The organism is Solibacillus merdavium (genome assembly GCF_014836935.1).
Taxonomy (GTDB): Bacteria; Bacillota; Bacilli; order Bacillales_A; family Planococcaceae; genus Solibacillus; species Solibacillus ferritrahens.
In genome coordinates this window covers 71503-95031 of the sequence record NZ_JACSPW010000001.1, presented here as the reverse complement: position 1 = coordinate 95031, position 23529 = coordinate 71503, and the positions used below count along the sequence as shown (strand labels likewise).

Sequence of the window (23529 nt, the reverse complement as noted above, 5' to 3'; positions counted from 1 at the left end):
CAACTGTAAAAAACAAGGTTTCATCATTACATATTATTTATTTCTTCTGAGCTTTTCAATTTCGCGCAAGTCGCGCTCTACCCGCTTGTTTAAAATCCGTTCGATAAATTTACCGATACCCCAGATGACCAATACAACCACAATCGATACAATAATTTTCAACGGTGATGTTAAAACTTGTCTTAAATCGCTACCTAAATAACTAATCAAAAAAATCATGATCGGCTTTGAAATAAACAGTGTTAAAAAATAATACTTTTTCTTAATATTTGAGAGACCAGCCACGCTGTTCACAACAACAACTGGTGTAAACGGCAGGCATAGTAATACAAATAATGGCGTAAAGCCTCTTATATCTACCCAATGTATCAGTTTTTTCACTTGGGTTTGTTCCTTTATGCGACGGAAGATACGATACTCTCCAAACTTTCGAATCATCAGGAAAAACAGATAAGAACCTGCAACCGTTCCTAGCCATGACAGTAAGAAACCCCAAAACAGTCCGTAGGCAGCAGCATTGGCAATTACAATGATAAATAACGGCAATACCGGTATAAATGATTCCAAAAAAGTTAAAAATACACTGAAAAAAGGACCTAATAATTTATATTTTTCTACAACAATTTCCACATTGTCGATAGTCATCCAATCCAACATAACCTTCACTCCTGCCACAAACATGAAATCCTGGAAGCATTCAAAATTTTAATTTTGATCTTTTTCACTTTTATAGTAACATAAATTATTCTATGTAACCTTAAAAAAAGAACCCTGTTTTTCACAGGATTCTTTTACGTTCTATAATCTAGTTCACTACTAAAAGCCCAATTTTATAATTATCATCCCGATGTACAACATGTTGGGTTAAACGCAGCTCACCGGCATGATCCAGCACTTCCAGACGACAATGGGCTGCATTAATTTGCAGTGCTTTATATAAATCTTCTTCCGTATAAACATCTTGTCCATTCACACGTTTTATTACTTCTCCTGCCAATAAGCCCATTTTTTCCGCCGGAGAATTCGGTAAAATCCCTGCAATCATAACACCTCTATCACTGCGCATTACCGCATAGCTGTTGCGATCTTCTGAGCGGCTATAATAAATGCCTATAATCGTACGGGAAATTGCCCCTAATGCCAAAGCTGCTGCACCCAATACTGGTGAAAAATAGGCAGCTAAACCGACAATCAGTACGAACTGTCCAATCATGACAATCGTACGGCCCATTTGAGGGTAAACATTCATCGGCAGCTTTTGGCGAACCATTTGCTGGAAACCAATAATAAACGGGAAGACAATGAGTGAAAATTGCTCTGCACCGACTGTAAATTGCGGCCAAAAAGGAGCAATATTTTGAATCCCATCGCCTGGTATTATTGTAAATACAGGCAATACCCAAAGCTGTTTACTATAATAACCGATTCCATTTAATCCACGCTTAGTCGTCTCCATAATTGGCGAGGCAAAACGCCCTCCATAACGGCGAATCAAAATTCCTTCCGCCATTAATAAAAGACCTGTCAAAATCGGTACTGTCATGGCAAGCTCTTTTACCGCATTCGTGCCTGTCAGTTCAAGCGGACCGATAGAGTATGTCCAATTTTGCCATTGCATAATAACGATCATACAAAAAGCAATCGCCATAACAATAGCGGGTGACAATAAATGATAAGTATAAATGATTAGTCCTAAGAGACTTACTACAAAAACAACAGTTAATAACTCGAGTGAGACCGTTAAGCCAATGACAAGACTAAAAACTGAAATAATGACGGATAGTACAAACCCCATTACAAGCATATTTTTCAACTCGGACCAGCCACCTAATATACGCCTATTGAAGAATCGCCGTTCACGCTTCACCCTGCGATAACCTAAATAAATTGCAGATAGTATGGCGACATACAACAAAGGATTTAAAAAAAATCGGCCAATCCCTTTCAAAATTTCAATTAAAATTGTTTCATCCATTTTCTCACCTACCGTACGATTAATTGTATCAAATCCTATTGATTATGCGTAGTCCCATTTGTACCGATAATAAAATAAAGGCGACCTCGAAAAAAATTCGAGATCGCCTTTTCTTTTACTTAGGAAGATGAAATTAATAGTTTATCCTTCACCCAACTGATGCATTAAATAACTAATTCCCATCTGTAATTGCATATCATTTACTTTTGATTGTTTAAATGTTTCAAGCTGTTTCGTTAGCTCCGCGAAGAAAATTTCATCCATATGCTGTCCCTCAGGTAAATCCTGTTGCCGCCTAAAGCTTGCTACTTCCTGTGCTGTATCCATATCGTAAAATCCATCGGTACGACTTATAGTAAAACCTAATTCACTTAAAATTCTCTGACTATAGGCGACTTCTTCACTATACTCGCCGACTTCATAACGACCTTCTAAAACTTTTCTTTCTACACGATATAGCGGGTGTTGCGTCACTTCTACATCAGGATTGATACCTACGTCATGTACCCAACGTTTAGATGGTGTTAGCCATTTATTAGTCGATAGTTTCAACTCTCCACCATTTTGAAGATCCCATGTTTGCTGAACAGTACCTTTCCCAAAACTAGTGACACCAATAATGACGGCGCGTTTCCAATCTTGCAGCGCACCTGCAAACACCTCACTTGCCGAGGCACTTCCTTCATTTTGTAAAACTGTGACGGGTATTGCACGCAGCCATTTTGCATATGGCTTAAATTGTTCGATTTTTTTTGTTTTTAGTGGCTCTGTTACACCATCATGATTTTGCATATAAGCAAATACAGTTTCCTTTTGCTCAAACATGCTCATCATCTGTGCAACACTATGTAAATAGCCACCTGGATTGTCACGCACGTCAATGATTAATCCTTCTACATCCTGCTCCATTAATGCATCAAGAGATTTTTGCCATTCCTCGGCAGTTTTTTCGCCAAACATTGAGATGGTCATGTATCCAATTTTCGTTCCTTCTACTTCAATTACATCGCCCTGCACAGTATCATTTTTCAGGCGTTCCCTTTTTATACTTAGCTTTACATGTTGCTCGAGCTCCGGTCGAAACAATACGAGCTCCACACTTTCCCCTTCCTTACCATGCATGAGCTTACGAACTTCCCCCATCGTTTTCCCTTCAAGCCGTTCCTCATTGATTTGTACAAGCTCATCCAATGGCCTGATACCTGCTTTTTCTGCCGGTGATGATTTAATTGGTGCCACTACGATAAACTTACCATTCGCTTCAGATAGTTCCAGACCGATTCCAATCCGTTCACTAGCGAGCGTCTGTTTATGTAAGGCCGCCTCTTGCTCCGAATAATACGTACTATATGGGTCATTAATTGCATTAGCCATTCCTCGAAGTGCGCCTTCTACTATTTTTTCGGAATCAACATCATAAACTGACTCTTTCGTTATTAGTTGATGTAGTTCATTCACCACAGCGAAATCAGCTTGTTTAGCTTTTGGCTGTGCCTGCATTGTCATAGCCCAATAAACACCTGCTCCTATACATAGCAATAAAATAATTAATAAAAAAATCCGACTTTTCCGCACAAATTCTCCTCCGTTCCATAAAATTTATGAAGTGAAAGAAAGATTCATACTTATAAAGACGGATAGAACATGAATTAATTTAATTGTGTCACATTTTCTCGTAATGTATCTAAATCAAGCGGACCTATAATTGTCTTTTGAATTTTCCCCTCTACGTCAATCATAAAGGTTGATGGAAGTGTTATAATTTCATATTGGCGAGAGACTGATTCCTCCAATTCCAAAACAATTGGAAAGGTTATATCATAGCTTTTCAAAAACTGCTCAACACGTTCAATTTTTTCCCTGTGATACGTTACATTGATTCCGATAATTTCAACATTGTCTGTTTCACGGTATTTTTCATAGTACTTTTGCATATGTGGCATTTCTGCCTCACAGGGCGGACACCATGTTGCCCAGAAATTCAATACAACCCGTTTTCCACGTAAGTCTGAAAGAGTCACTGGTTCTCCCTGTATATTATATAAAGTAAAATCAGGTGCAAATTGTCCTTTTTCAAGTCCGATTTCCTCACCTAATTCAAGTTCAGTTCCTAATTCATCACTGCTGATTGCTACACTCTGATCGAGTTCCTTTTTTATATATGTACTTAACATCGTAACGACGAGAACTAAAATTACAACGATGCCTATATTCTTTTTCATCAACCTCACCTCACTATTTATTCCTATTAGTACAATATCATACCTTTATGGAATTTATTCAAAATTAAAAGGCAAAACTTTAACAAATAAAGTTTTGCCTTTTTATTATTATAAGGATATATATCGTAATGGATTTACTGCATTAGAACGACTTCCATTCCACTCGCCAACATGAATTTCAAAATGCAGATGGGGTCCTGTTGAATTTCCTGTATTCCCCATTCTAGCAATCTGCTGACCTTTTGAAACAGCATCCCCTACGCTAGCATCAAAGCCACTTAAATGGGCATATGTCGTCGTAAAGATTTGTCCCTCGATTGAGTGTGTAACCATCACTACATTGCCATAGCCATTCATAGTTCCTGCATAGGAAACCACACCATCTGCTGCTGAAACAACTGGAGTCCCAATTGAGTTTGCAATATCAATACCCAAATGATATTTACTTCCAATAGGACCGATATTACGTGGTCCGTGCCCTGAAGTAAATCTTCCCGCTGCTGGTCTTGTCCAAGTACCTGCCGCAACTGTCGGTAAATTTCCAGAGCTTGAAACATTGTTTTTCTTTTTATTTCTTGCAGCTTCCAAAGCTTTTTGACGTGCAACTTCAGCTAATCGACGCTGTTCTTTAAGAAATTTCTCTTCTACTTCTTTACTTAACTCTACTTTATCATCGTACTCTTCTTTTAAGCTTGTTTTTTGAGCACGTAATTTTGCTTCTTCTTTTTCAAGCTCGTCCACTAATTGATTCTTTTCTTTCTTTTGTTGCTTTAATGACGCCATCAATTTTTGCAGTTTTGCTTTATTCGCTTCTAAACTCTCTTTTTTCTTCAGTAGCTCTGCTTTTTGGACTTCCAGCTTTTCCTGGTCTTCCTTTTGCTCACGCATAATTTGACGGTCAGCATCCATTAGCGTGCTTACTGCAGAGAAACGGTCGATAAAATCAACAAAACTATTGGCACCTAAAAGCACATCCAGGTAGCTAACCGTACCGCTTGATTGAATAGCACGAGCGCGTTCACGCAATAGCTCATCACGTTTCTTAATTTTAGTTTGCAATTCTTCAATGTCGTTTTCCAATATCGAAATTTCTTCATTCGCAATTTCAATATCCAATTCGACAACTTCTATTTCTTGATTCGTTGCATTAATTTTTGCCCCAATTTGCTCTAATTGAGAAATAATTTTTTGCTGACGATTTTGATTTGTTTGGATTTCATTTGTTTTTTGTTCGAGTGATTTGTTGAGCATCTTTTTCTCAGCTTCAAGTTGGCTGCGCTCTTTTTTTAGTTCACTTAATGATGCTGCATAAGCTGCCGGCATTTGAATAAATAAAATAAGCGCTAGTAGTACAGCCATGATTTTAAATGAACGCGTTGTTAGCTTCTTCAAAACCTGTTTCCCCCTAAATGCATGAATAGTAGTCGCTCGTTCGTCTCTCTTTTATTGAATGTTCAAAGAGCATGATGCAATTTATGTTCTATTACACTTTTAAAAACTTACGCACTGACATAAAGCTGCCCCATATACCGATGAACATGCCGATGAATAAAATTAGTCCATTCACCTGCAGCATAAGTGGTGCAACCTCTAATAATTGGAATAGCTCGCCTTTTAATCTTGGTGCAAGCAATTCATAAATATTGTAATAAGCAATCGTAACGGCTGTTATCGGAATGATTGATCCAATTATTCCTAGCCACATCCCCTCTAATACAAATGGAATGCGGACAAAAGAATTTGTAGCCCCTACTAGCTTCATAATTTCAATTTCATCTCTACGTGCAGTAATCGTAATGCGAATCGTGTTGGAAATTAGGAACATCGCTGTAAACAGCAAACCTAAGATTAACACAAGACCTACATTACGTGCAATTTCTAAGAAGTTAAATAGTTTTTCTACTTTACCTTCACCATATTTTACTTCATATGTGCTTTCAAAGCTTTCAATCTTCTTTGCTACTTCAGCAGTTTTTAATGGATCCACCGCTTTTACGTATAGCACATTATATAATGGATTGTTTTGTTCAAATAAACTTAATTCATCACCAAAATCTTTAATTAACTTACTTAACTCTTCTTCCTTCGAAGAATATGTAACTTCTTCAACATCCGGTAGATTATGAATCTCATCAACTAACTGATCTTCTGCTAGCTTAGCCTCTGCCTCATCAGGAATTATTTCAATCAAAACACGAATTTCAACATCATTTTCTAAATCCGAGGCCACTTTGTTTAAATTCATCATAATAGTTGCAAATACGCCTACCAATAATAAAGTTACCGTTACAGCACTGATAGAGGCGATTGTCATCCAACTATTTCTTCCCAATGATTTTAAACTCTCACGAAAATGACGAGCTATTGTTCTAGTTTTCATAGCCGTAATCACCTCCGTACTCATCACGGACGATCATTCCGCCTTCTATTGCAATAACACGTCTACGCACTGTATTAACAATTTCTCGGTTATGTGTTGCCATTACAATCGTCGTACCTTGGCGATTAATTTCCTCAAAAATATTCATTATCTCCCATGATGTTTCTGGATCGAGATTCCCTGTCGGCTCATCGGCAATCATCACTTTCGGACGGTTTACGATTGAACGGGCAATTGCTACACGTTGCTGCTCCCCACCAGAAAGCTCATTTGGCAACATACGTACTTTATGCTTTAAACCAACTAGTTCAAGCACTTCCATTACTCTCTTGCGAATCACTTTGGGCTGTTCTTCAATTACTTCCATGGCAAACGCTACATTTTCGTATACCGTTAAGCGCGGCAATAATTTAAAGTCTTGAAACACTACACCGAGCTGACGACGCAAATGTGGCACACGGTTATTTTTTAACGTTCTTAAGTTAATCCCGTTAATTACTACATCACCTGAAGTTGGCTTTTCCTCGCGGTACATCAACTTTATAAATGTCGATTTTCCTGCTCCACTCGGTCCTACTACATAAACAAACTCACCTTTTTTTATTTGAACTGTAATCCCGTTCGCCGCAACGACCCCATTAGGATACTTTTTAACTACATTGTTCATTTGAATCATTAACGAAACCACCTAAGTCTTTGTCTTAATTAAATTATAGTCTAATCTATTATAGCACTTTCAATCTATAAATTTATTACATTTTCTTTTCAATGTAGGCTAGCATAATCAATTAAAGCATAATGTCGACGCTGCAGCCTTCATATCATCAAATAATTAGTGCTTTCGAGTTCAATGTACACTATTTTTATATTTTCGTAATGTATTTGTTAAACTACGAAATTTTATTAATATAACATAAGGTTCCTATTATTTAAATAATTCGACATATAAATTGGAATTCCTTTACATATATTGATGAATTTTGTTTTTTTGAAGTGAAAAGTGAGATTATTTTATATTTGAGATTTTTTAGTGATAGGGGTTTAACTTTCTTATCATTTTCTGGAGCCCAAATAAGTCGAAGTTTTCCTTGTTATTTGCGTAATGGCTCTAGTATTAAAGGTGAATATTGGGGAGTTTTTCCGACTATGGATATCTAATCATCTTATTTAGGTATCTTCTGGTGTGATAGACGGAATTTCTCCGTCTATTTTTTGTTTAATACTCCAACAAAATCATCAATTCATACAAAAAGGCACTTACTTAAAAGTAAGCACCCTCAGCTCTTCATATTATTGCAGTGTATAGCGTACTAATACTGTACCCGTACGTGATTCTCCTACTAGTTTCAGTAGTTTTGCGCCTTCTAATTCTTTTGTGAAGCGCAGCGATTTTGAAAGGAATTGCTCCTCTTCTTCAGAAAGCTTCACATCGCTTAAGCCAACATCTGCTTTCCCGAAGTTTGTGAAAATTTGTCCATCCAGTGCGACAGTTTTTGGTACGTAGATTTCTACTGAACCTGCTAAAGCACGGGCTTTAATTTTATGCGCCTCTGGGCTCGTTGTTGTAACGACCACATGTCCATTTACAGATTCCGCCTCTACTTCCTTTAATTCACCGTCGATGTAGATGCGTCCATTTGCTGTTTCCGCTTCTAAATCGTCGCCTTTCACATGACGAGCTTCTACCGCACCGTTGCTCGTTTGCAATTCTGCATGATCGAAAGTCGCGTTTTCAAGTCGAACTATACCGTTATAAGTACGCGCTTTAATTAACTTTGCATCCATCTGTTCAATCGATATACTGCCTGTTAATAATCGAGCGATAAATACATCGTAATGTTTTTCTGGAATAGCAAGTTGCACATTTAACTGTGTAAATTTATTTGCAGACTGAATAAATAATTTTTCATTCGTCAATGTCGATAAATTTTCAGTGACTTGCGTAATTGTTTCTTCCTGAGTACCTTTTTGTGGTGTCTTCCCGAAAATATTCACTGTCACCAATTCATCAGTTGCTCTTACTACATCCACTTTACCATTTGCGACCTCTAACTCAATGCTTTTAATATCAGAGACAGGATATGCAAATGTTTTTGTAAATTCTACTTTTTCACCAAAAGGCGTTTCAATATCAAGATCCTTGAATTTTGATAAAGCTGCACCAACCAATCCAGTCATGCGTGTACTGAATTGTGATAAGTCCTGCTTAATATCTCCCATAAACTCGTCCATCTTTTTGTTGAATTCTTTATCATTGAATGATTTGCCGAAAATATCTTCAAATCCTGTTGTCTTACGCTTTTGTTTTTGTTCTTCAAAAATTGGTTCAGCCGTATGCGGTTCTTCCTTATGCTTTTCTTCAGCTAAAGGCGGCACTACTGGCGGTGGAGTGGATTCCTTTTGGGACGATAGCTTTTCTAGTAATACAATCGCCTCTTCTGCTGAAATTGTACCGTTTTCAACTAATTGTAAAATACGTTTACGTTCTTCTTGCATAAAAAAATTCCTCCCTCTACTTCGTATATAGTTATTATACGAGGAGGGAGGATAAAAAGTTTCGTTTGCGCTCTTAGTTTTTTAATCTATTTACTTTTTGCTGCCTTAATTTTCGAAGACATTCGCTCGCGGTCACGCTCTAAAATAGGTTTTAAATAGCGCCCCGTATAGCTTTCCTTCACTTCCGAAATTTCCTCCGGCGTGCCGGTTGCTAAAATTGTACCTCCGCCTTCTCCACCTTCAGGACCTAGGTCAATTATATAGTCTGCTGTCTTAATTACATCTAAATTATGCTCAATGACAAGCACCGACTCTCCACTCTCCACTAAACGCTGCAGTACGATAAGCAGACGGGAAATATCATCTGCATGTAATCCTGTCGTTGGCTCATCCAAAATATAAAACGACTTTCCGTTTGAACGACGATGCAATTCAGAAGCCAATTTTACACGTTGCGCTTCCCCGCCCGATAATGTAGTCGCAGGCTGCCCCAGCTTCACATAGCCAAGTCCGACATCGACAATCGTTTGCAATTTCCGTTGAATTTTCGGTATGTTTCCGAAAAACTCCAACGCATCCTCAACTGTCATTTCTAAAATATCGGAAATGTTTTTATCTTTATATTTTACTTCCAACGTTTCACGATTGTAGCGCTTTCCGTGGCATATTTCACACGGTACATAAACATCAGGTAAGAAGTGCATCTCGATTTTAATAATGCCATCCCCGCGACAAGCTTCACAACGACCGCCTTTTACATTGAAAGAAAATCGTCCTTTTTTATAGCCGCGGATTTTCGCTTCATTTGTCATGGCAAATACATCACGTATATCATCAAACACACCAATATATGTTGCTGGATTTGAACGTGGTGTACGTCCGATTGGAGATTGGTCCACATCTATGACCTTTTCCAGTTGCTCCAGCCCTTCGATTGATTTGTGTTTGCCTGGCTTTACTTTAGCGCGATTTAATTTTGATGCGAGTGCTTTATATAATATTTCGTTCACTAATGTGGATTTACCCGAGCCGGACACACCGGTAACGGCGATAAACTGGCCTAATGGAATATCGACATTGACGTTCTTCAGGTTATTTTCCGAAGCGCCTTTTATTGTTATTTTTCGACCATCCGATTGTCGACGTTCAAGTGGCAGTGGAATAAATTTCTTTCCGCTTAAATATTGACCGGTAATCGAATCTTTATTTTTCATTACTTGCTTCGGAGTACCTTGTGCAATGATTTGTCCACCATGTACACCTGCACCTGGTCCGATATCTATTAAATGATCCGCTGCCATCATTGTATCTTCATCATGTTCAACGATAATCAATGTATTACCCAAATCACGCATATTTTGCAGTGTATGAATCAATCTGTCATTATCCCTCTGGTGCAGACCAATCGATGGCTCGTCTAAAATGTAGAGGACCCCTGACAAGCGCGAACCAATCTGGGTTGCCAACCGAATGCGCTGTGCTTCTCCGCCCGATAAGGTTCCTGCCGAACGAGCAAGCGTTAAATAGTTTAACCCTACATCCAATAGGAACTTCAATCGCTCAATTACTTCACGAATAATTAATTTCGCAATTTGACGTTCTTTTTCTGTCAGCTCCACCGAACTAAAGAAATCATACATTTCCTGAATCGAGTGACGCGTCGCTTCAGAAATATTTTGATCTTTAATTTTTACTGCTAGTGTTTCCTTTTTCAGACGATGTCCTTTACATGTAGCACAAGGTTGCTCCGTCATATATTTTTGCATGGATTCGCGTACATAGTCTGAAGAGGAATCTGTAAAACGGCGTTCAATATTGCCGATTACCCCCTCAAACTCCATATTTTTTTTATGCATTCTGCCATAATCATTCGTATATTCAAAAAGGATTTTCTCTTTCCCTGAGCCGTAGAGAATTTTGTCCATTTTTTCCTTTGGAATATCTTTTACCGGTACATCCATTGGAATATCGAAATGTTTGCATACAGATGCTAAAAGCTGCGGATAATAGTTGGAAGAAACGGATTCCCATGGGGCAATCGCATTTTCATTCAATGTCAAATCCCAATTATGGATGACCAAATCGATATCTGCCTTAGCCCTGCTGCCTAACCCATCACATGTTGGGCATGCACCGAACGGACTGTTAAACGAAAACATGCGCGGCTCAAGCTCACCAATTGAAAAGCCACACTGTGGACATGCATGATGTTCACTGAATAACAGCTCCTCATGTTCCATTACATCAACGAGTACCCGTCCGTCTGCAATTTTCAGAGCCGCTTCAAGGGAATCGCTTAATCGGGATTCAATGCCCTCTTTTAAAACGATTCTGTCGACTACTACTTCAATTGTATGTTTTTTATTTTTATCGAGCTCTATATTATCATCTAAATCCCGTAGTTCTCCATTTAATCGAATACGCACATAGCCTTGCTTTTTTAGGTCTTCCAACAGCTTTACATGTGTGCCCTTTTTCCCTTCAATTACAGGGGCAAGTAACTGCATTTTAGTACGCTCTGGATATTCCAGTAAACGGTCGACCATTTGCTCGATTGTCTGGGAAGTAATTTCTATACCATGTGTCGGGCAATACGGTTTACCGATCCGTGCAAAAAGTAATCGTAAATAATCATAAATTTCCGTAACCGTCCCAACAGTAGAGCGCGGGTTACGGCTCGTTGTTTTCTGATCAATGGAAATGGCCGGGGAAAGCCCTTCAATCGTATCGACATCCGGCTTGTCCATTTGCCCTAAAAATTGTCGTGCATAGGCAGACAATGATTCCACATAACGACGTTGCCCTTCAGCATAAATCGTATCGAATGCTAAAGAGGATTTCCCGGAGCCTGAAAGACCTGTCACTACGACAATTTTATCGCGGGGAATTGTGACATCAATATTTTTTAAATTATGCGCGCGTGCACCTTGTACGACAATTTCTGTATTTTTCACATTGTTCACCCTTCTGCCTTTAATTCAAATATCATGTCACGTAATTCTGCCGCACGTTCAAAGTCCAATCCTTTTGCGGCTTCTTTCATTTCAACTTGCAAAGTTGCAACAAGCTTCTCCAGCTCTTTTTTTGTAAGCTTTTTGCCGCCTGTCACTTTTGTAATGTATGTTTCTTCCTGTTCCGCAGCTTGAGTTGCTCGAATAATATCAGGAATCTTTTTAATAATTGTCTGTGGTGTAATACCATGTGCTTCGTTGTAAGCCTTTTGTATTTCACGACGTCGCTTCGTTTCACTGATGGCCTTTGTCATCGAATCCGTCATATTATTGGCATATAGAATAACATGACCATTCGAGTTACGTGCAGCACGTCCAATTGTTTGAATTAATGATCGCTCTGAGCGAAGGAAACCTTCCTTGTCCGCATCTAAAATCGCCACAAGGGAAACTTCCGGAATATCAAGACCTTCCCGCAATAAGTTAATGCCGATTAGCACATCATATGTCCCTTTACGAAGCTCCCGGATAATTTCGATCCGTTCCAAGGTCTTTATTTCCGAATGTAAGTATTCTACTTTTAAGCCCATTTCTTTTAAATAACTCGATAAATCCTCAGACATTTTCTTTGTTAATGTTGTGATTAATGTCCTTTCATTGCGGCGAATACGTTCCTGAATTTCATCGATTAAATCATCAATTTGTCCTTCAATTGGGCGCACATCGATTGTTGGATCGAGTAGCCCGGTCGGACGAATAATTTGCTCCACCATTTCCGGTGTATGCTCCAATTCATATGGACCAGGTGTTGCGGATACATAAATTGCCTGGCTGACTTTTGACTGAAACTCATCAAACATTAATGGACGATTATCAAGTGCGGACGGCAAACGGAAGCCGTGTTCAACTAATACACCTTTACGAGCCTGGTCTCCATTATACATACCACGTACTTGTGGCAATGTAACATGGCTTTCATCAACAACAAGCAAAAAATCCTTAGGGAAATAATCTAGTAATGTATATGGTGTGGCCCCCGCTTCTCGCAAAGTCAAATGGCGCGAATAATTTTCGATGCCTGAGCAGAAGCCCATTTCCTTCATCATTTCCAAATCGTAATTAGTACGCTGCTCTAAACGCTGCGCTTCCAGTAAACGGTCTTCCGAGCGCAAAATTGCAAGGCGCTCCTCCAATTCTTTTTCAATGTTTTCAATGGCTACTTTCATCTTTTCTTCACGGGTAACGAAGTGGGATGCTGGGAAAATTGCTACATGCTGACGATCTCCCAAAATTTCCCCCGTCAATGCATCAACTTCCCGAATCCGATCAACTTCATCTCCGAAAAACTCTACGCGAATACAATGCTCGTCTCTTGATGCCGGGAAAATTTCCACAACATCCCCACGTACTCTAAACGAACCGCGTGTAAAATTAATATCATTTCGTTCATATTGAATGTCAACTAGCTTGCGCAATAGTTGATTACGCTCGAGTTCCATCTCTGTACGAATGGATACGACCATTTCCCGATATTCTTCAGGATTACCGAGACCATATATACAGGATACCGAAGCAATTATAATGACATCATCCCGTTCAAATAAAGCTGTTGTTGCCGAGTGACGCAGCTTATCGATTTCTTCATTAATACTTGAATCCTTTTCGATATACGTATCTGTTTGCGGTACATACGCTTCCGGTTGGAAATAGTCATAATAACTTACGAAATATTCAACTGCATTGTCCGGAAAAAACTCCTTGAACTCACTATATAATTGACCTGCAAGTGTTTTATTGTGTGCCATCACGAGCGTTGGCTTATTCACTTCTTTAATTACATTTGAAATTGTAAAGGTTTTACCTGTACCGGTTGCCCCCAGTAATGTCTGATGGCGCTTTCCTTCTTTAATGCCCCGTACAAGCTGTTTTATCGCTTCCGGCTGGTCACCAGCAGGCTTGTAGGCGGACTGTATTTTATAAGTTTCTGTCATTTTCAGCTTGTCCTTTCCTTCGCTTTTCTTATTCTCTATTTTAACATACCCGTTTTTAATTTACGATAAAATTACGAACATATATTCTCAAAATGAATTATGATGACTTATTTAAACTTTCTAAAGGGTTTTTCGAAAGTCTTGCACAATTATCAGAAAAAATATCCTATTTATTAGAAAATTTTTGTATTTTATTAGATTCTTAAATCCTGTTTTTGAATGCAACCATGTTTAAACACACAAAAAAAGCCACCTATCATAAGGTGACTTTCTTGTTATGAAACAGTGATTGCCAATAAGTCGTTCAGTTCTGTTGTGTAGCATTCAAATGCCTGCTCGTTCTTTTGATCTAGCGATGTATCGATAAGTAATTTTAGTTGTTCGATACGTTGCATACGCTGTAATCGACTAATAAATAAATCTAAATAAATTTCATTCAATAACTTCTCTGCTTGATTTTCAGTGGACTGCTGACCTACCGCTTTTAAAAAGTCTGTATACGAATAATATTTATCCATCGATTTCACCTCGACCTCTTTTTTCCATTATAAAGTAAAACCCATTTAATTTGCAATATATTCTGAAAAATTATCATATAACCAAATTTTCAGAATACGGTGTTGATTTTTTCCATTTTATGTATTATTTTAACTGTATAATGAAAATTTAAGCGGGTAGGGAATGTTAAAGAAAGGGGATCTAATATGACTAGTAATATACCACAAAATTCAAATTACATTATTTCTAATTCTACTTTTTGTTTAAGTTCCTATCAATATCGAGATAAAATCCATACGATCATATTGGACAAATACGGAAAAGTAACCGCTCCTTATAAGCCCTTAAAGCTCGTTCGCAACACTTGCAGGTTACACGGCAGTTCCTATGAAGCAAGTAAATATCAGGCAAGGCGGTTTTTCGGAGAGAATAAACACAAACTTCCGGTTATGGTGGCATACGATTTTGGGGAGCCTTGTATTTTGTTTCCACTCTTTTCACCGCATTCCCCTCATAATATTTGGATTGCGCTAAACCCCGTCATAAATATTAGTGATGCGGGTGATAGAACGCGCGTAACTTTTATCGACGGAACAGAAGTTCATTTTGCTATCCATATGAAATCCTTCAACCAACAATACGTACGCGCTGCCATGTTCTATAAACACATAATTCTACATCGCCATGCCACGCTGTAACCATCAGTTTTTTGCAAAATATTCAGCAAGAAGCAGCTCGCTTTGATTGCGAAGGCGAATATTCGAATATCTCCTACACTCCATGACTCCATTAAAATAAAATTGATACTCGGTAAATAAATCATCTGTTTTGCCTCTTATTAGACGCATATGATGAAGTTTAAAATAGTCCTTCGTTTCCTTTAGGTCGTTTTTTACCTTGATACGAACAGCATTGATTAAATGTAAATATGGATTCTTAAATTTAAACGCACTTTGTTCTACAATTGAATAATCCTTCTCAAGAATTATTAACAACAACGGCAAATAAATTCCTGCTTCATAATACGGAATCGTTTTAGAAGGAATTTGTACCATACGAAAACCTCCATTTATAGGAACGTTTGTTCGTATTTATTTTCACATATTTTTTTATATTTGACAAGTGGAAAATTTACTCAGCTTATATTTTCATTATAATGAAAAGGCTGTGTTAAAGGTCAAATTGACTTTTAACACAGCCTTTCTACGTAAAGTAATATGGCTCCTGCTCGTTGCAAGGGAGGGGCATATTAATAAGAGATTTTCGAACGTAAATATGCAGTAATGAATAAATCCAAGTCCCCATCCATTACAGCACCGACATTTCCTGTTTCTGCACTTGTACGGTGATCTTTTACCATTGAATATGGATGGAAAACGTATGAGCGAATTTGTGAGCCCCAACCGATTTCTTTTTGCTCACCGCGTATTTCATCCAGCTGAGCCTGCTGCTTTTCAATTTCTAATTGATACAGCTTCGACTTTAACATTTTCATCGCAGCATCACGGTTTTTAATTTGTGAACGCTCGGATTGACATTGAACAACAACACCTGACGGCAAGTGGGTAATACGAACAGCAGAGTCCGTCGTATTAATATGCTGACCACCCGCACCTGTCGCACGGTACGTATCGACTTTCAAATCTTCTGTACGGATATCAATCTCAATTTCATCATTAAATTCCGGCATGATGTCACATGATACGAATGATGTATGACGGCGACCCGATGAATCAAACGGAGAAATACGCACTAAACGGTGTACCCCTTTTTCCGCTTTTAAATAACCGTAAGCATTATGACCGGTAATTTGTAAAGTGACCGATTTAATACCTGCTTCATCACCTGGTAAATAGTCGATTGTTGTTACTTTAAAACCGCGCTTCTCTGCCCAGCGTGTATACATACGCAATAGCATTGAACCCCAGTCCTGTGACTCCGTACCCCCAGCACCTGGGTGCAGCTCTAAAATGGCGTTGTTTTTATCGTATGGTTCTGATAATAGCATTTGAAGTTCAAAGTCTGCCATTTTTGATTGGAATTCGCCTAATTCTTTGCCTAGTTCTTCTTGTAATTCTGCATCTGGCTCTTCGCGTAAAAGTTCAAGTGTCATTTCCAGATTTTCTTGTATATCAACTAAGTCTTTAAATTCGTTGACAACTGCTTTAATACCGTTGCTTTCGTTAATGATTGCCTGTGCGCCGTTTTGGTCATTCCAAAAGTTTGGCTCAAGCATCATTTCGTCCAATTCCTGAATACGTGCCTCTTTGTTTTCTAAGTCAAAGAGACCCCCTGAAGTCCGCTAGTTTTGTAGCTGTATTTTCGAGTGCATTGCGCACATCTGCTAATTCCATCATATATTTTCCTCCGTAGTTAAAGTGTACAAATGTCATCTTGATATACCGTTGTTTTCCGTTACGGGCGAATGCTTTCCGCGGGCACGGCTCGAGCCTGTAGTCTCGAGCGTCGGTGCTCCTGCCGCTACGCTTTCGTCGCAAAATAAATTTTGCTGTTCCCGCAGGAAGCTTTGAGTTACTTCTTTGCCCCCGCTTCGCTCTGCAGCGAAAGGCGGAGCCGACAGCTGCACTCCTCGCCCTCCACTTCAATCAACTTGCTTAACACTAGGTACAAATATTTACTTACAACATAATTTTGTAAACAAACTTTATGAAAAAACAAACCGGGTCATTGAGCATAGTTTCAATGACCTCGGTTTTATTGCTTTTTATTGTCCTACGCCGTGGCAAGATTTGTACTTTTTGCCGCTACCGCATGGGCATGGGTCGTTACGTCCGATGTTTTCGGCTTTACGTGCTGGTAATTTTTTTGGTTTGGCAGCGCCCTCTTCTTTCGGGTTTACTGCTTGGCCTTTTGCTACTTCTTCACGTTGCAGGTTGCTGCGAATCTCTGCTTTCAATGCATATTTTGCTACATCTTCACGGACCGCTGCGACCATTTCCTCGAACATTGCGAAACCTTCTTGTTGGTATTCACGTAGTGGATCGTTTTGACCGTATGCACGTAGGTGAATCCCTTGACGTAACTGATCCATCGCATCAATATGGTCAATCCATTTCGTATCGATTGAACGCAGTAATATAACTTTTTCGAATTCGCGCATACGCTCCGGCGTCATCGCTTCTTCTTTTTCATTATAGCGTTCCGTTACTTTTTCAGAAATAAATGCAATCATTTCTTCCGGTGATTTGTTTTCCAGCTGCTCTCTTGTAATATCTCCCTCATCTAAAAGGTTTGCAGCAATATAGTCCACTAAAGCATCCATTGTCCATGCTTCTTTTTCACCTTGCGTATGAAGTGCCACGGCATTTTCTACCGCCTGAGAAATCATTGATTCAACTAATGCACGCATATTTTCCGAATCAAGTACTTCTTCACGCTCTTTGTAAATTACTTCACGTTGCTGACGCAGTACATCATCATATTGCAATAGACGTTTACGCGCATCGAAGTTATTCCCTTCAACACGTTTTTGCGCTGATTCAACCGCTTTTGAAACCATTCCCGACTGAATCGGCTGTGTATCGTCCATACCAAGTCTTGTCATCATTGACTTCATTTTATCCGAACCAAAGCGACGCATTAACTCGTCTTCAAGTGAAAGATAGAATTGTGTTACCCCTGGGTTACCTTGACGACCAGAACGACCACGAAGCTGATTATCAATACGGCGTGATTCATGGCGCTCTGTACCAATTACCGCTAAACCGCCTACTTCTAATACGCCTTCACCTGGTTTAATGTCCGTACCACGACCTGCCATGTTCGTCGCAATTGTTACGGCACCTTTTTGACCGGCATTTAAAATAATTTCAGCTTCACGCTCATGGTTTTTCGCGTTCAATACATTATGTGGAATTTTAAATTTCGTTAAATATTTTGAGATAATTTCTGATGTTTCAATCGCTACTGTACCAACCAATACCGGCTGGCCTGCACGATGACGCTCTGCAATATCTTCTGCAACCGCTTTGAACTTGCCTTCCATAGTTGCAAAGATCAAGTCAGGACGGTCGTCACGGGCAATTGGTTTATTCGTTGGAATCGCCACAACATTCATATTATAAATATTACGGAATTCCTCTTCCTCTGTTTTCGCTGTACCTGTCATACCCGACAGTTTTTCATACATACGGAAATAGTTTTGGAACGTAACCGTCGCCATTGTCATCGATTCATTTTGAATATCCAAACCTTCTTTTGCTTCAATCGCCTGGTGAAGACCGTCTGAATAGCGACGTCCCTTCATTAAACGACCTGTAAAGCCATCAACGATTACAACTTCGCCTTCCTGTACAACATAGTCGAAATCTTTATGCATGGACGCATGTGCTTTTAAACTTTGGTTAATTGCATGGTTTAGGCGCACGTGAGCTAAATCGAATAAGTTATCGATTCCAAATGCACGTTCAGCCTTTTCAATCCCTTGCTCTGTCAGCGTTACACCTTTTGTCGATTCTTCATAGTTATAGTCTTCTTCTTGCTTTAGCATACGGACAAAGGCATTTGATTGTACATAAAGCTGTGCAGATTTTCCTGCCTGCCCCGAAATGATTAACGGTGTACGGGCTTCATCGATTAAAATCGAGTCAACCTCATCGATTACCGCATAATATAACGGTCGCTGTACACGGTCTTCTTTATAAAGGACCATATTGTCGCGCAAATAGTCAAAGCCGAGCTCATTGTTTGTCGAGTATGTAATATCGGCTGCATATGCTTCACGCTTTTGTTCTTTTGATAGGCTGTTTAAGTTCAAGCCTACTGTTAAGCCTAACCAATTATACAGCTCACCCATTTCCGTCGCGTCACGGCTAGCTAAATATTCATTGACTGTGACAACATGTACACCTTTACCAGTTAGCGCATTTAAATAAACAGACATTGTCGAAGTTAACGTTTTACCTTCACCCGTTTTCATTTCGGCAATATTTCCTTCATTTAATGCAGCCGCCCCCATAATTTGCACACGGAACGGATACATACCAAGTACACGACGTGACGCTTCACGAATTGTCGCAAATGCCTCTGGTAATAAGTCATTCACTGTTTCGCCGTTTTGGTAACGTTTTTTGAACTCTTCTGTTTTCGCTTTTAATGCATCATCAGAAAGGCTTTCAAACTGCCCTGCCAATGCTTCTACTTTATCTGCAGTCTTTTCTAAACGCTTTACTTCTTTTTTATTGAAATCAAATAATTTATTTAATATGTTTGCCATCGAATTGGTCACTTCCCAATAATAGTCTCAAATTATATTTTAGCACTATACATAGGGGTGGTGCAAATGCACTGATGGAAATTTGAGTATATAATAGATCAATTAGGAAGGTTTTAAAAATATTTGATTGTCTAATATCCATTTTAACTTGACTACTTTGAGTGTAAGTATGTCTAATATCGAAGTAATTTTGGCAAAGTGGTTAATAACTTTATTTACAGTTCCATATAAAAACGGACTGCCCATTACAGGCAATCCGTTGTGTAAAATTTCTTTTAGTTTGTTTCGATTAAGCCGTACTTTCCATCTTTACGCTTGTAGACGATATGTGTGCCGTCCGATTCCGCATCTGTGTAAATAAAGAAATCATGACCAAGCATATTCATCTGTAAAACCGCTTCTTCTTGATCCATTGGCTTTAGATCAAATTGCTTTGTACGAACAATTGTATATTCTTCATCCGAAGAATCCGAGTTCGCTTCCATTTGCGATGTAACATTAGCGAAGTATAGTCCTGTACCTTCACGATCGCGGAATTTACGGTTTACTTTCGTTTTATGTTTACGAATTTGACGCTCCAGCTTGTCGACGATTAAATCAACAGCTGCGTACATATCATTATGACGTTCCTCTGCTCGAAGCGTTAAATTCTTCATTGGGATCGTTACTTCTACTTTTGTTTGTTTATCGTTATACACTTTTAAATTGACGTTAGCATTTGCATTTAAATCTTCATTAAAATAACGTTCTACCTTTTCAATTTTTGTCTCCACATAATCTCGAATCGCTGGAGTTACCTCAATATTTTCACCACGAATGTTAAAGTTTAGCATGTGAACTCCTCCTTCATTACGGCTATACTTACTAATTCTACATACTTTAAAAAAATCCTGTTGCTTCGGAAAACTTTTTTCATTTTTCGACATGTAGCTTTAAATATCGATAAGAATAGACATATTATGGGGACATTTAAATATTTGTCACAAAATGATTACTTGCGGCCAACCTCTTTTTTACGGCGAATTTTCAACTCACTAACGATTAATTCTTCAATGCCTGGCTGATTCTCAAATATGAGACCATACTGATATTTTTCACCGTATTTCTTTTTCCATACAATTTCCCCAATTGCCTTTATCAATACTTCGTCTAAAATAAATTCAAGTTCCAGTTGCACCAGATGATTAGTATTTTCACCAATTTCATAATAAGAAAACATTTTCATGCCATGCGGACTCACATCTATAATTTCACAAGTATGTTTTGCCGCTTCTAAGACTTCTTGTTTACCGTCGATTAATACTGTATATTTCGCTGCAATCGGCGCGCCAAAAGTAAAGCGAAATCCTTCAGTTCTTTTAAATCCCATCTACCTTCCCCCCTTGCCTTCGTGACTACTAATGCTATACCCACATTATCATGCAAGATACCAGGAATTGTCTATGAGCTAAATTGATATTTTTTAATATAGTTTTCTCATCCAAATCATTACGAATTAACTAATAGATTAAATTTGCTTTAATAAAAAAACACCCACCAAATGATGAGTGAAAAGAATGGAAATTTATAATTTTTTCGTAAATTGAAAGTTTGCCTGTACCTGTTTGTCATTCACGTTACCGATGCTTCCCCATTTACGTGTCAGTAAATGTCCTGTTGGCGGCTTACGATAAAATTGCTTGCTTTCCTGTATTAACGTAGAAGGAGATTTCCCTACAACTGCCATATGCTCTCGCTCAAAAACAACTGTATACAGGTTCCCGTTTTCCGCAACTATTGGTACCATACTTACTGTATTATGGTTCACTAGATAAAAATTTAAAATCCGCATATAGTCCTCCTTTACATACAAATTTCAATATTAATATGATTTAGTCGACTAAGTAGTTTTCATTTACTTCTGCACATTTCAACAATAGTTTTTCTTCTGCTTTCAAGTAACGTGGCTGACTAATATACTGCTTAAAAAAATCCTTGAGAAAATAGCTACTTGCTTTGTTCCATCGTTGCATAAATTTACTACGTGATACTGGAACTTCAATATTGCGCCCATTACGAAGAAATACTATAGTTTCGCCAGGCAAGAATGTTTTTTCTTTTGCGTCCACAACATGATGTAAGGCAAAATAGTGACACGTTTTATTGCGTGTTGATTCAGTTGAAAACCAAACATGGGAAAATGGTAATCTCGGTATTAAAATAGGGGGAACTGAAGCTGTCCCTAGCATAGCTTTTGCTGCTTCTTTCGCGCCTTTTAAACTTGAACCGTTTTCTTTCAAATCTGTATCGATTAATTGGCTAGGTGTCAAATTGACTCGTTCATATCCATTTGAAGTAACAATAATTGTATAAGGGTTGTTAAAATCATCAAATTTAGGTACTAAAACACAAGCATTTAATAGATAATTTTTATACATTTTTTATACTCCTTCCAATTTATAGTTATCAATTGAAGAGAAAAGGAGTATACTAACATTAAGCTGGTATACTCCAGCAGCCTGAGCCTCAAGTGACGTCTTTGCAGGATCTTCACTTGGGGTTTTTAAATTCCTCTTTTCACATGATTCACCACCTCCTTTACCGTAAAGCAAAATGCCTTTCTATTACATAATTCACAGCAATATAAATTCAGTATTAAAATTTTTTTATGGGATGTTTTTGGGGTGTTGGGGTTCAATATTATCCTACAGAATCCATGAACACTTTCTATTAGATGTATTTTTGAAGTTTTGGATTAAGAGTATCGTGGAGTTGTATGGAAGGGTTTCCTTAGTAAGTTAGCATCCAAATGATTCGGCAATATTAACCCCTAATCATTTACATTATAGACATAATTACCTAATAATTTCAAGATTTATTTGAATATTATGTAATTTTAGACTTACTAAAATGGCACATAAATAAGCACATAAAAAACCACTATTAAAAGCATCATGTCTTTTAATAGTGGTTTCTGTTATTAAGAAAATCTGATAATTAAATTTGTCCTACACTGCCGTATTGCTGTTGGCGATTAATTTTGATAACTTCTTTCCACGTGTCGCGGAATTCTGTTACTAAACCCTCTACTTCTTCGATAATTACTGGATCGTTTTGAACGTTTGCTTCCGTTAAGCGACGATTCATATATTCATAGAGTGGTAGCATTTGTTTTGAAATTTCGATGTCCATGTTAAGTGTAGACATAAATTCCCCTATAATTGCTTGCGAACGCTGAATATTATAGTTACGCGCTTCTATATTTTTATCAGCAATCGCCTGCTTCGCTTTATTTAAAAACTTTAAGCACCCGTTATATAACATTAATGTTAGTTCACCAGGGGAAGCAGTTGTCACACTGTTTTGTTTGTATGCGTTGAAAGCATTTGTTTGTGTTGTCAATGTTGACACTCCTTTTACTGCTATTCGTCTTAATTCTTTTTATCATAATAACGACCGTCCATCACTTGGACATTCGCATATGGATTCATATATTGTTGCTCATGCTTTTTTGCATTTTGTAAGCCCTTTAAGTCATTTTGAATTACTTTCATTACTTTGTTTAAACGTTCGCGTATGCCTTTATCTAACTCGGCAAGCATGGCGTGCGATTTGTTATTAATATCCAGTACAAAGTGATTAAGTAGCAAGTGTTCCATAATTAGACCACGCTCATCTAATAAACTGTTAATCTTCTCAATATATTCGTCTCGTTTTTCTTCTTCCGGCAAACTTGCTAAATGCTGATATAATTTTGCTGAAACTTGTAAAAGCTGCTGTATGTTATCCATTTTACGCCAC

Annotated in this window: 21 protein-coding genes; 1 reads left to right on the top strand and 20 read right to left on the bottom strand. The window is 38.2% G+C overall.

All coding sequences use genetic code 11. The annotated features are described in order from the left end of the window. Window positions 1-33: 33 nt before the first annotated feature. From H9632_RS00370 to H9632_RS00320, 11 genes are all read right to left on the bottom strand, one after another. Entirely contained in the window at window positions 34-657 is a 624-nt protein-coding gene (locus H9632_RS00370; protein WP_191702154.1) for a TVP38/TMEM64 family protein, read from the bottom strand. A 148-nt stretch (window positions 658-805) separates the two neighbouring features. After that, window positions 806-1975 carry a PDZ domain-containing protein gene (locus H9632_RS00365; RefSeq protein WP_191702153.1) on the bottom strand — a complete coding sequence of 390 codons (1170 nt, stop codon included), beginning with the start codon at window positions 1973-1975 and terminating at the stop codon, window positions 806-808. A gap of 141 nt (window positions 1976-2116) precedes the next feature. After that, a complete protein-coding gene (locus tag H9632_RS00360) occupies window positions 2117-3550 on the bottom strand; it encodes a S41 family peptidase (protein WP_191702152.1) in 1434 nt (477 codons plus the stop codon). A 74-nt stretch (window positions 3551-3624) separates the two neighbouring features. Beyond that, window positions 3625-4197 carry a peroxiredoxin family protein gene (locus tag H9632_RS00355; RefSeq protein WP_191702151.1) on the bottom strand — a complete coding sequence of 191 codons (573 nt, stop codon included), beginning with the start codon at window positions 4195-4197 and terminating at the stop codon, window positions 3625-3627. A 108-nt stretch (window positions 4198-4305) separates the two neighbouring features. Then, window positions 4306-5589 carry a murein hydrolase activator EnvC family protein gene (locus tag H9632_RS00350; protein ID WP_191702150.1) on the bottom strand — a complete coding sequence of 428 codons (1284 nt, stop codon included), beginning with the start codon at window positions 5587-5589 and terminating at the stop codon, window positions 4306-4308. A 91-nt stretch (window positions 5590-5680) separates the two neighbouring features. Further along, on the bottom strand, window positions 5681-6577 hold the full coding sequence (ftsX, locus tag H9632_RS00345; RefSeq protein ID WP_191702149.1) for a permease-like cell division protein FtsX: 897 nt from the start codon (window positions 6575-6577) through the stop codon (window positions 5681-5683). Beyond that, on the bottom strand, window positions 6567-7253 hold the full coding sequence (ftsE, locus tag H9632_RS00340; protein WP_191702148.1) for a cell division ATP-binding protein FtsE: 687 nt from the start codon (window positions 7251-7253) through the stop codon (window positions 6567-6569). The genes ftsX and ftsE overlap by 11 nt, the downstream gene beginning before the upstream one ends. A gap of 614 nt (window positions 7254-7867) precedes the next feature. Further along, window positions 7868-9073, bottom strand: coding sequence for a DUF4097 family beta strand repeat-containing protein (locus H9632_RS00335; RefSeq protein WP_191702147.1), 1206 nt, complete (start codon window positions 9071-9073; stop codon window positions 7868-7870). A gap of 86 nt (window positions 9074-9159) precedes the next feature. Beyond that, a complete protein-coding gene (gene uvrA, locus H9632_RS00330; protein WP_191702146.1) occupies window positions 9160-12027 on the bottom strand; it encodes an excinuclease ABC subunit UvrA in 2868 nt (955 codons plus the stop codon). A 5-nt stretch (window positions 12028-12032) separates the two neighbouring features. Beyond that, entirely contained in the window at window positions 12033-14015 is a 1983-nt protein-coding gene (gene uvrB / locus H9632_RS00325; protein WP_191702145.1) for an excinuclease ABC subunit UvrB, read from the bottom strand. 275 nt (window positions 14016-14290) lie between these two features. Then, window positions 14291-14533, bottom strand: a complete 243-nt coding sequence (locus tag H9632_RS00320) for an IDEAL domain-containing protein (RefSeq protein WP_191702144.1) — start codon at window positions 14531-14533, stop codon at window positions 14291-14293. Window positions 14534-14719: 186 nt separating this feature from the next. Here H9632_RS00320 and H9632_RS00315 point away from each other — a divergent pair, with 186 nt between their 5' ends. Beyond that, a complete protein-coding gene (locus tag H9632_RS00315) occupies window positions 14720-15211 on the top strand; it encodes a competence protein ComK (RefSeq protein ID WP_191702143.1) in 492 nt (163 codons plus the stop codon). A 3-nt stretch (window positions 15212-15214) separates the two neighbouring features. On the opposite strand, the gene H9632_RS00310 is transcribed toward H9632_RS00315, so the two are convergent. The 9 genes from H9632_RS00310 to H9632_RS00270 form a co-directional block, all read right to left on the bottom strand. Further along, window positions 15215-15568: a hypothetical protein gene (locus H9632_RS00310; RefSeq protein WP_191702142.1), complete on the bottom strand. Its 354-nt coding sequence runs from the start codon at window positions 15566-15568 to the stop codon at window positions 15215-15217. A 194-nt stretch (window positions 15569-15762) separates the two neighbouring features. Then, window positions 15763-16867, bottom strand: a protein-coding gene (gene prfB / locus H9632_RS00305) for a peptide chain release factor 2 (protein WP_191702619.1) whose coding sequence is annotated in 2 segments (ribosomal slippage) — window positions 15763-16794 and window positions 16796-16867 — 1104 coding nt in all. Because the reading frame shifts where the segments join, the coding sequence is not laid out codon by codon here. Between the two features lie 371 nt (window positions 16868-17238). After that, entirely contained in the window at window positions 17239-19749 is a 2511-nt protein-coding gene (gene secA / locus H9632_RS00300; protein WP_191702141.1) for a preprotein translocase subunit SecA, read from the bottom strand. Window positions 19750-20024: 275 nt separating this feature from the next. Beyond that, window positions 20025-20582 carry a ribosome hibernation-promoting factor, HPF/YfiA family gene (gene hpf, locus H9632_RS00295; RefSeq protein WP_191702140.1) on the bottom strand — a complete coding sequence of 186 codons (558 nt, stop codon included), beginning with the start codon at window positions 20580-20582 and terminating at the stop codon, window positions 20025-20027. Window positions 20583-20740: 158 nt separating this feature from the next. Beyond that, entirely contained in the window at window positions 20741-21118 is a 378-nt protein-coding gene (locus H9632_RS00290; protein WP_191702139.1) for a PilZ domain-containing protein, read from the bottom strand. A 195-nt stretch (window positions 21119-21313) separates the two neighbouring features. Beyond that, the gene (locus H9632_RS00285) at window positions 21314-21580 is read right to left on the bottom strand and encodes a competence protein ComK (RefSeq protein ID WP_191702138.1); all 267 of its coding nucleotides are present in this window, start codon (window positions 21578-21580) and stop codon (window positions 21314-21316) included. Between the two features lie 40 nt (window positions 21581-21620). Next, window positions 21621-22166, bottom strand: a complete 546-nt coding sequence (locus H9632_RS00280) for a competence protein ComK (protein WP_191702137.1) — start codon at window positions 22164-22166, stop codon at window positions 21621-21623. 559 nt (window positions 22167-22725) lie between these two features. After that, window positions 22726-23130: a flagellar export chaperone FliS gene (fliS, locus tag H9632_RS00275; protein ID WP_191702136.1), complete on the bottom strand. Its 405-nt coding sequence runs from the start codon at window positions 23128-23130 to the stop codon at window positions 22726-22728. Window positions 23131-23159: 29 nt separating this feature from the next. Then, a complete protein-coding gene (locus H9632_RS00270; RefSeq protein WP_191702135.1) occupies window positions 23160-23519 on the bottom strand; it encodes a flagellar protein FliT in 360 nt (119 codons plus the stop codon). Between the last annotated feature and the right edge of the window lie 10 nt (window positions 23520-23529).

What these genes read in the sequence shown, in the direction of transcription:
- H9632_RS00315 (WP_191702143.1), top strand. Translation starts at nt 14,720, where the DNA reads ATGACTAGTAATATACCACAAAATTCAAATTACATTATTTCTAATTCT.
- ftsE (WP_191702148.1), bottom strand. Translation starts at nt 7,253, where the DNA reads ATGATTCAAATGAACAATGTAGTTAAAAAGTATCCTAATGGGGTCGTT.
- hpf (WP_191702140.1), bottom strand. Translation starts at nt 20,582, where the DNA reads ATGCTAAACTTTAACATTCGTGGTGAAAATATTGAGGTAACTCCAGCG.
- H9632_RS00270 (WP_191702135.1), bottom strand. Translation starts at nt 23,519, where the DNA reads ATGGATAACATACAGCAGCTTTTACAAGTTTCAGCAAAATTATATCAG.
- H9632_RS00310 (WP_191702142.1), bottom strand. Translation starts at nt 15,568, where the DNA reads ATGGTACAAATTCCTTCTAAAACGATTCCGTATTATGAAGCAGGAATT.
- H9632_RS00365 (WP_191702153.1), bottom strand. Translation starts at nt 1,975, where the DNA reads ATGGATGAAACAATTTTAATTGAAATTTTGAAAGGGATTGGCCGATTT.
- H9632_RS00280 (WP_191702137.1), bottom strand. Translation starts at nt 22,166, where the DNA reads ATGTATAAAAATTATCTATTAAATGCTTGTGTTTTAGTACCTAAATTT.
- ftsX (WP_191702149.1), bottom strand. Translation starts at nt 6,577, where the DNA reads ATGAAAACTAGAACAATAGCTCGTCATTTTCGTGAGAGTTTAAAATCA.
- H9632_RS00370 (WP_191702154.1), bottom strand. Translation starts at nt 657, where the DNA reads ATGTTGGATTGGATGACTATCGACAATGTGGAAATTGTTGTAGAAAAA.
- uvrB (WP_191702145.1), bottom strand. Translation starts at nt 14,015, where the DNA reads ATGACAGAAACTTATAAAATACAGTCCGCCTACAAGCCTGCTGGTGAC.
- secA (WP_191702141.1), bottom strand. Translation starts at nt 19,749, where the DNA reads ATGGCAAACATATTAAATAAATTATTTGATTTCAATAAAAAAGAAGTA.
- H9632_RS00285 (WP_191702138.1), bottom strand. Translation starts at nt 21,580, where the DNA reads ATGCGGATTTTAAATTTTTATCTAGTGAACCATAATACAGTAAGTATG.
- H9632_RS00355 (WP_191702151.1), bottom strand. Translation starts at nt 4,197, where the DNA reads ATGAAAAAGAATATAGGCATCGTTGTAATTTTAGTTCTCGTCGTTACG.
- H9632_RS00320 (WP_191702144.1), bottom strand. Translation starts at nt 14,533, where the DNA reads ATGGATAAATATTATTCGTATACAGACTTTTTAAAAGCGGTAGGTCAG.
- H9632_RS00290 (WP_191702139.1), bottom strand. Translation starts at nt 21,118, where the DNA reads ATGGGATTTAAAAGAACTGAAGGATTTCGCTTTACTTTTGGCGCGCCG.
- H9632_RS00335 (WP_191702147.1), bottom strand. Translation starts at nt 9,073, where the DNA reads ATGCAAGAAGAACGTAAACGTATTTTACAATTAGTTGAAAACGGTACA.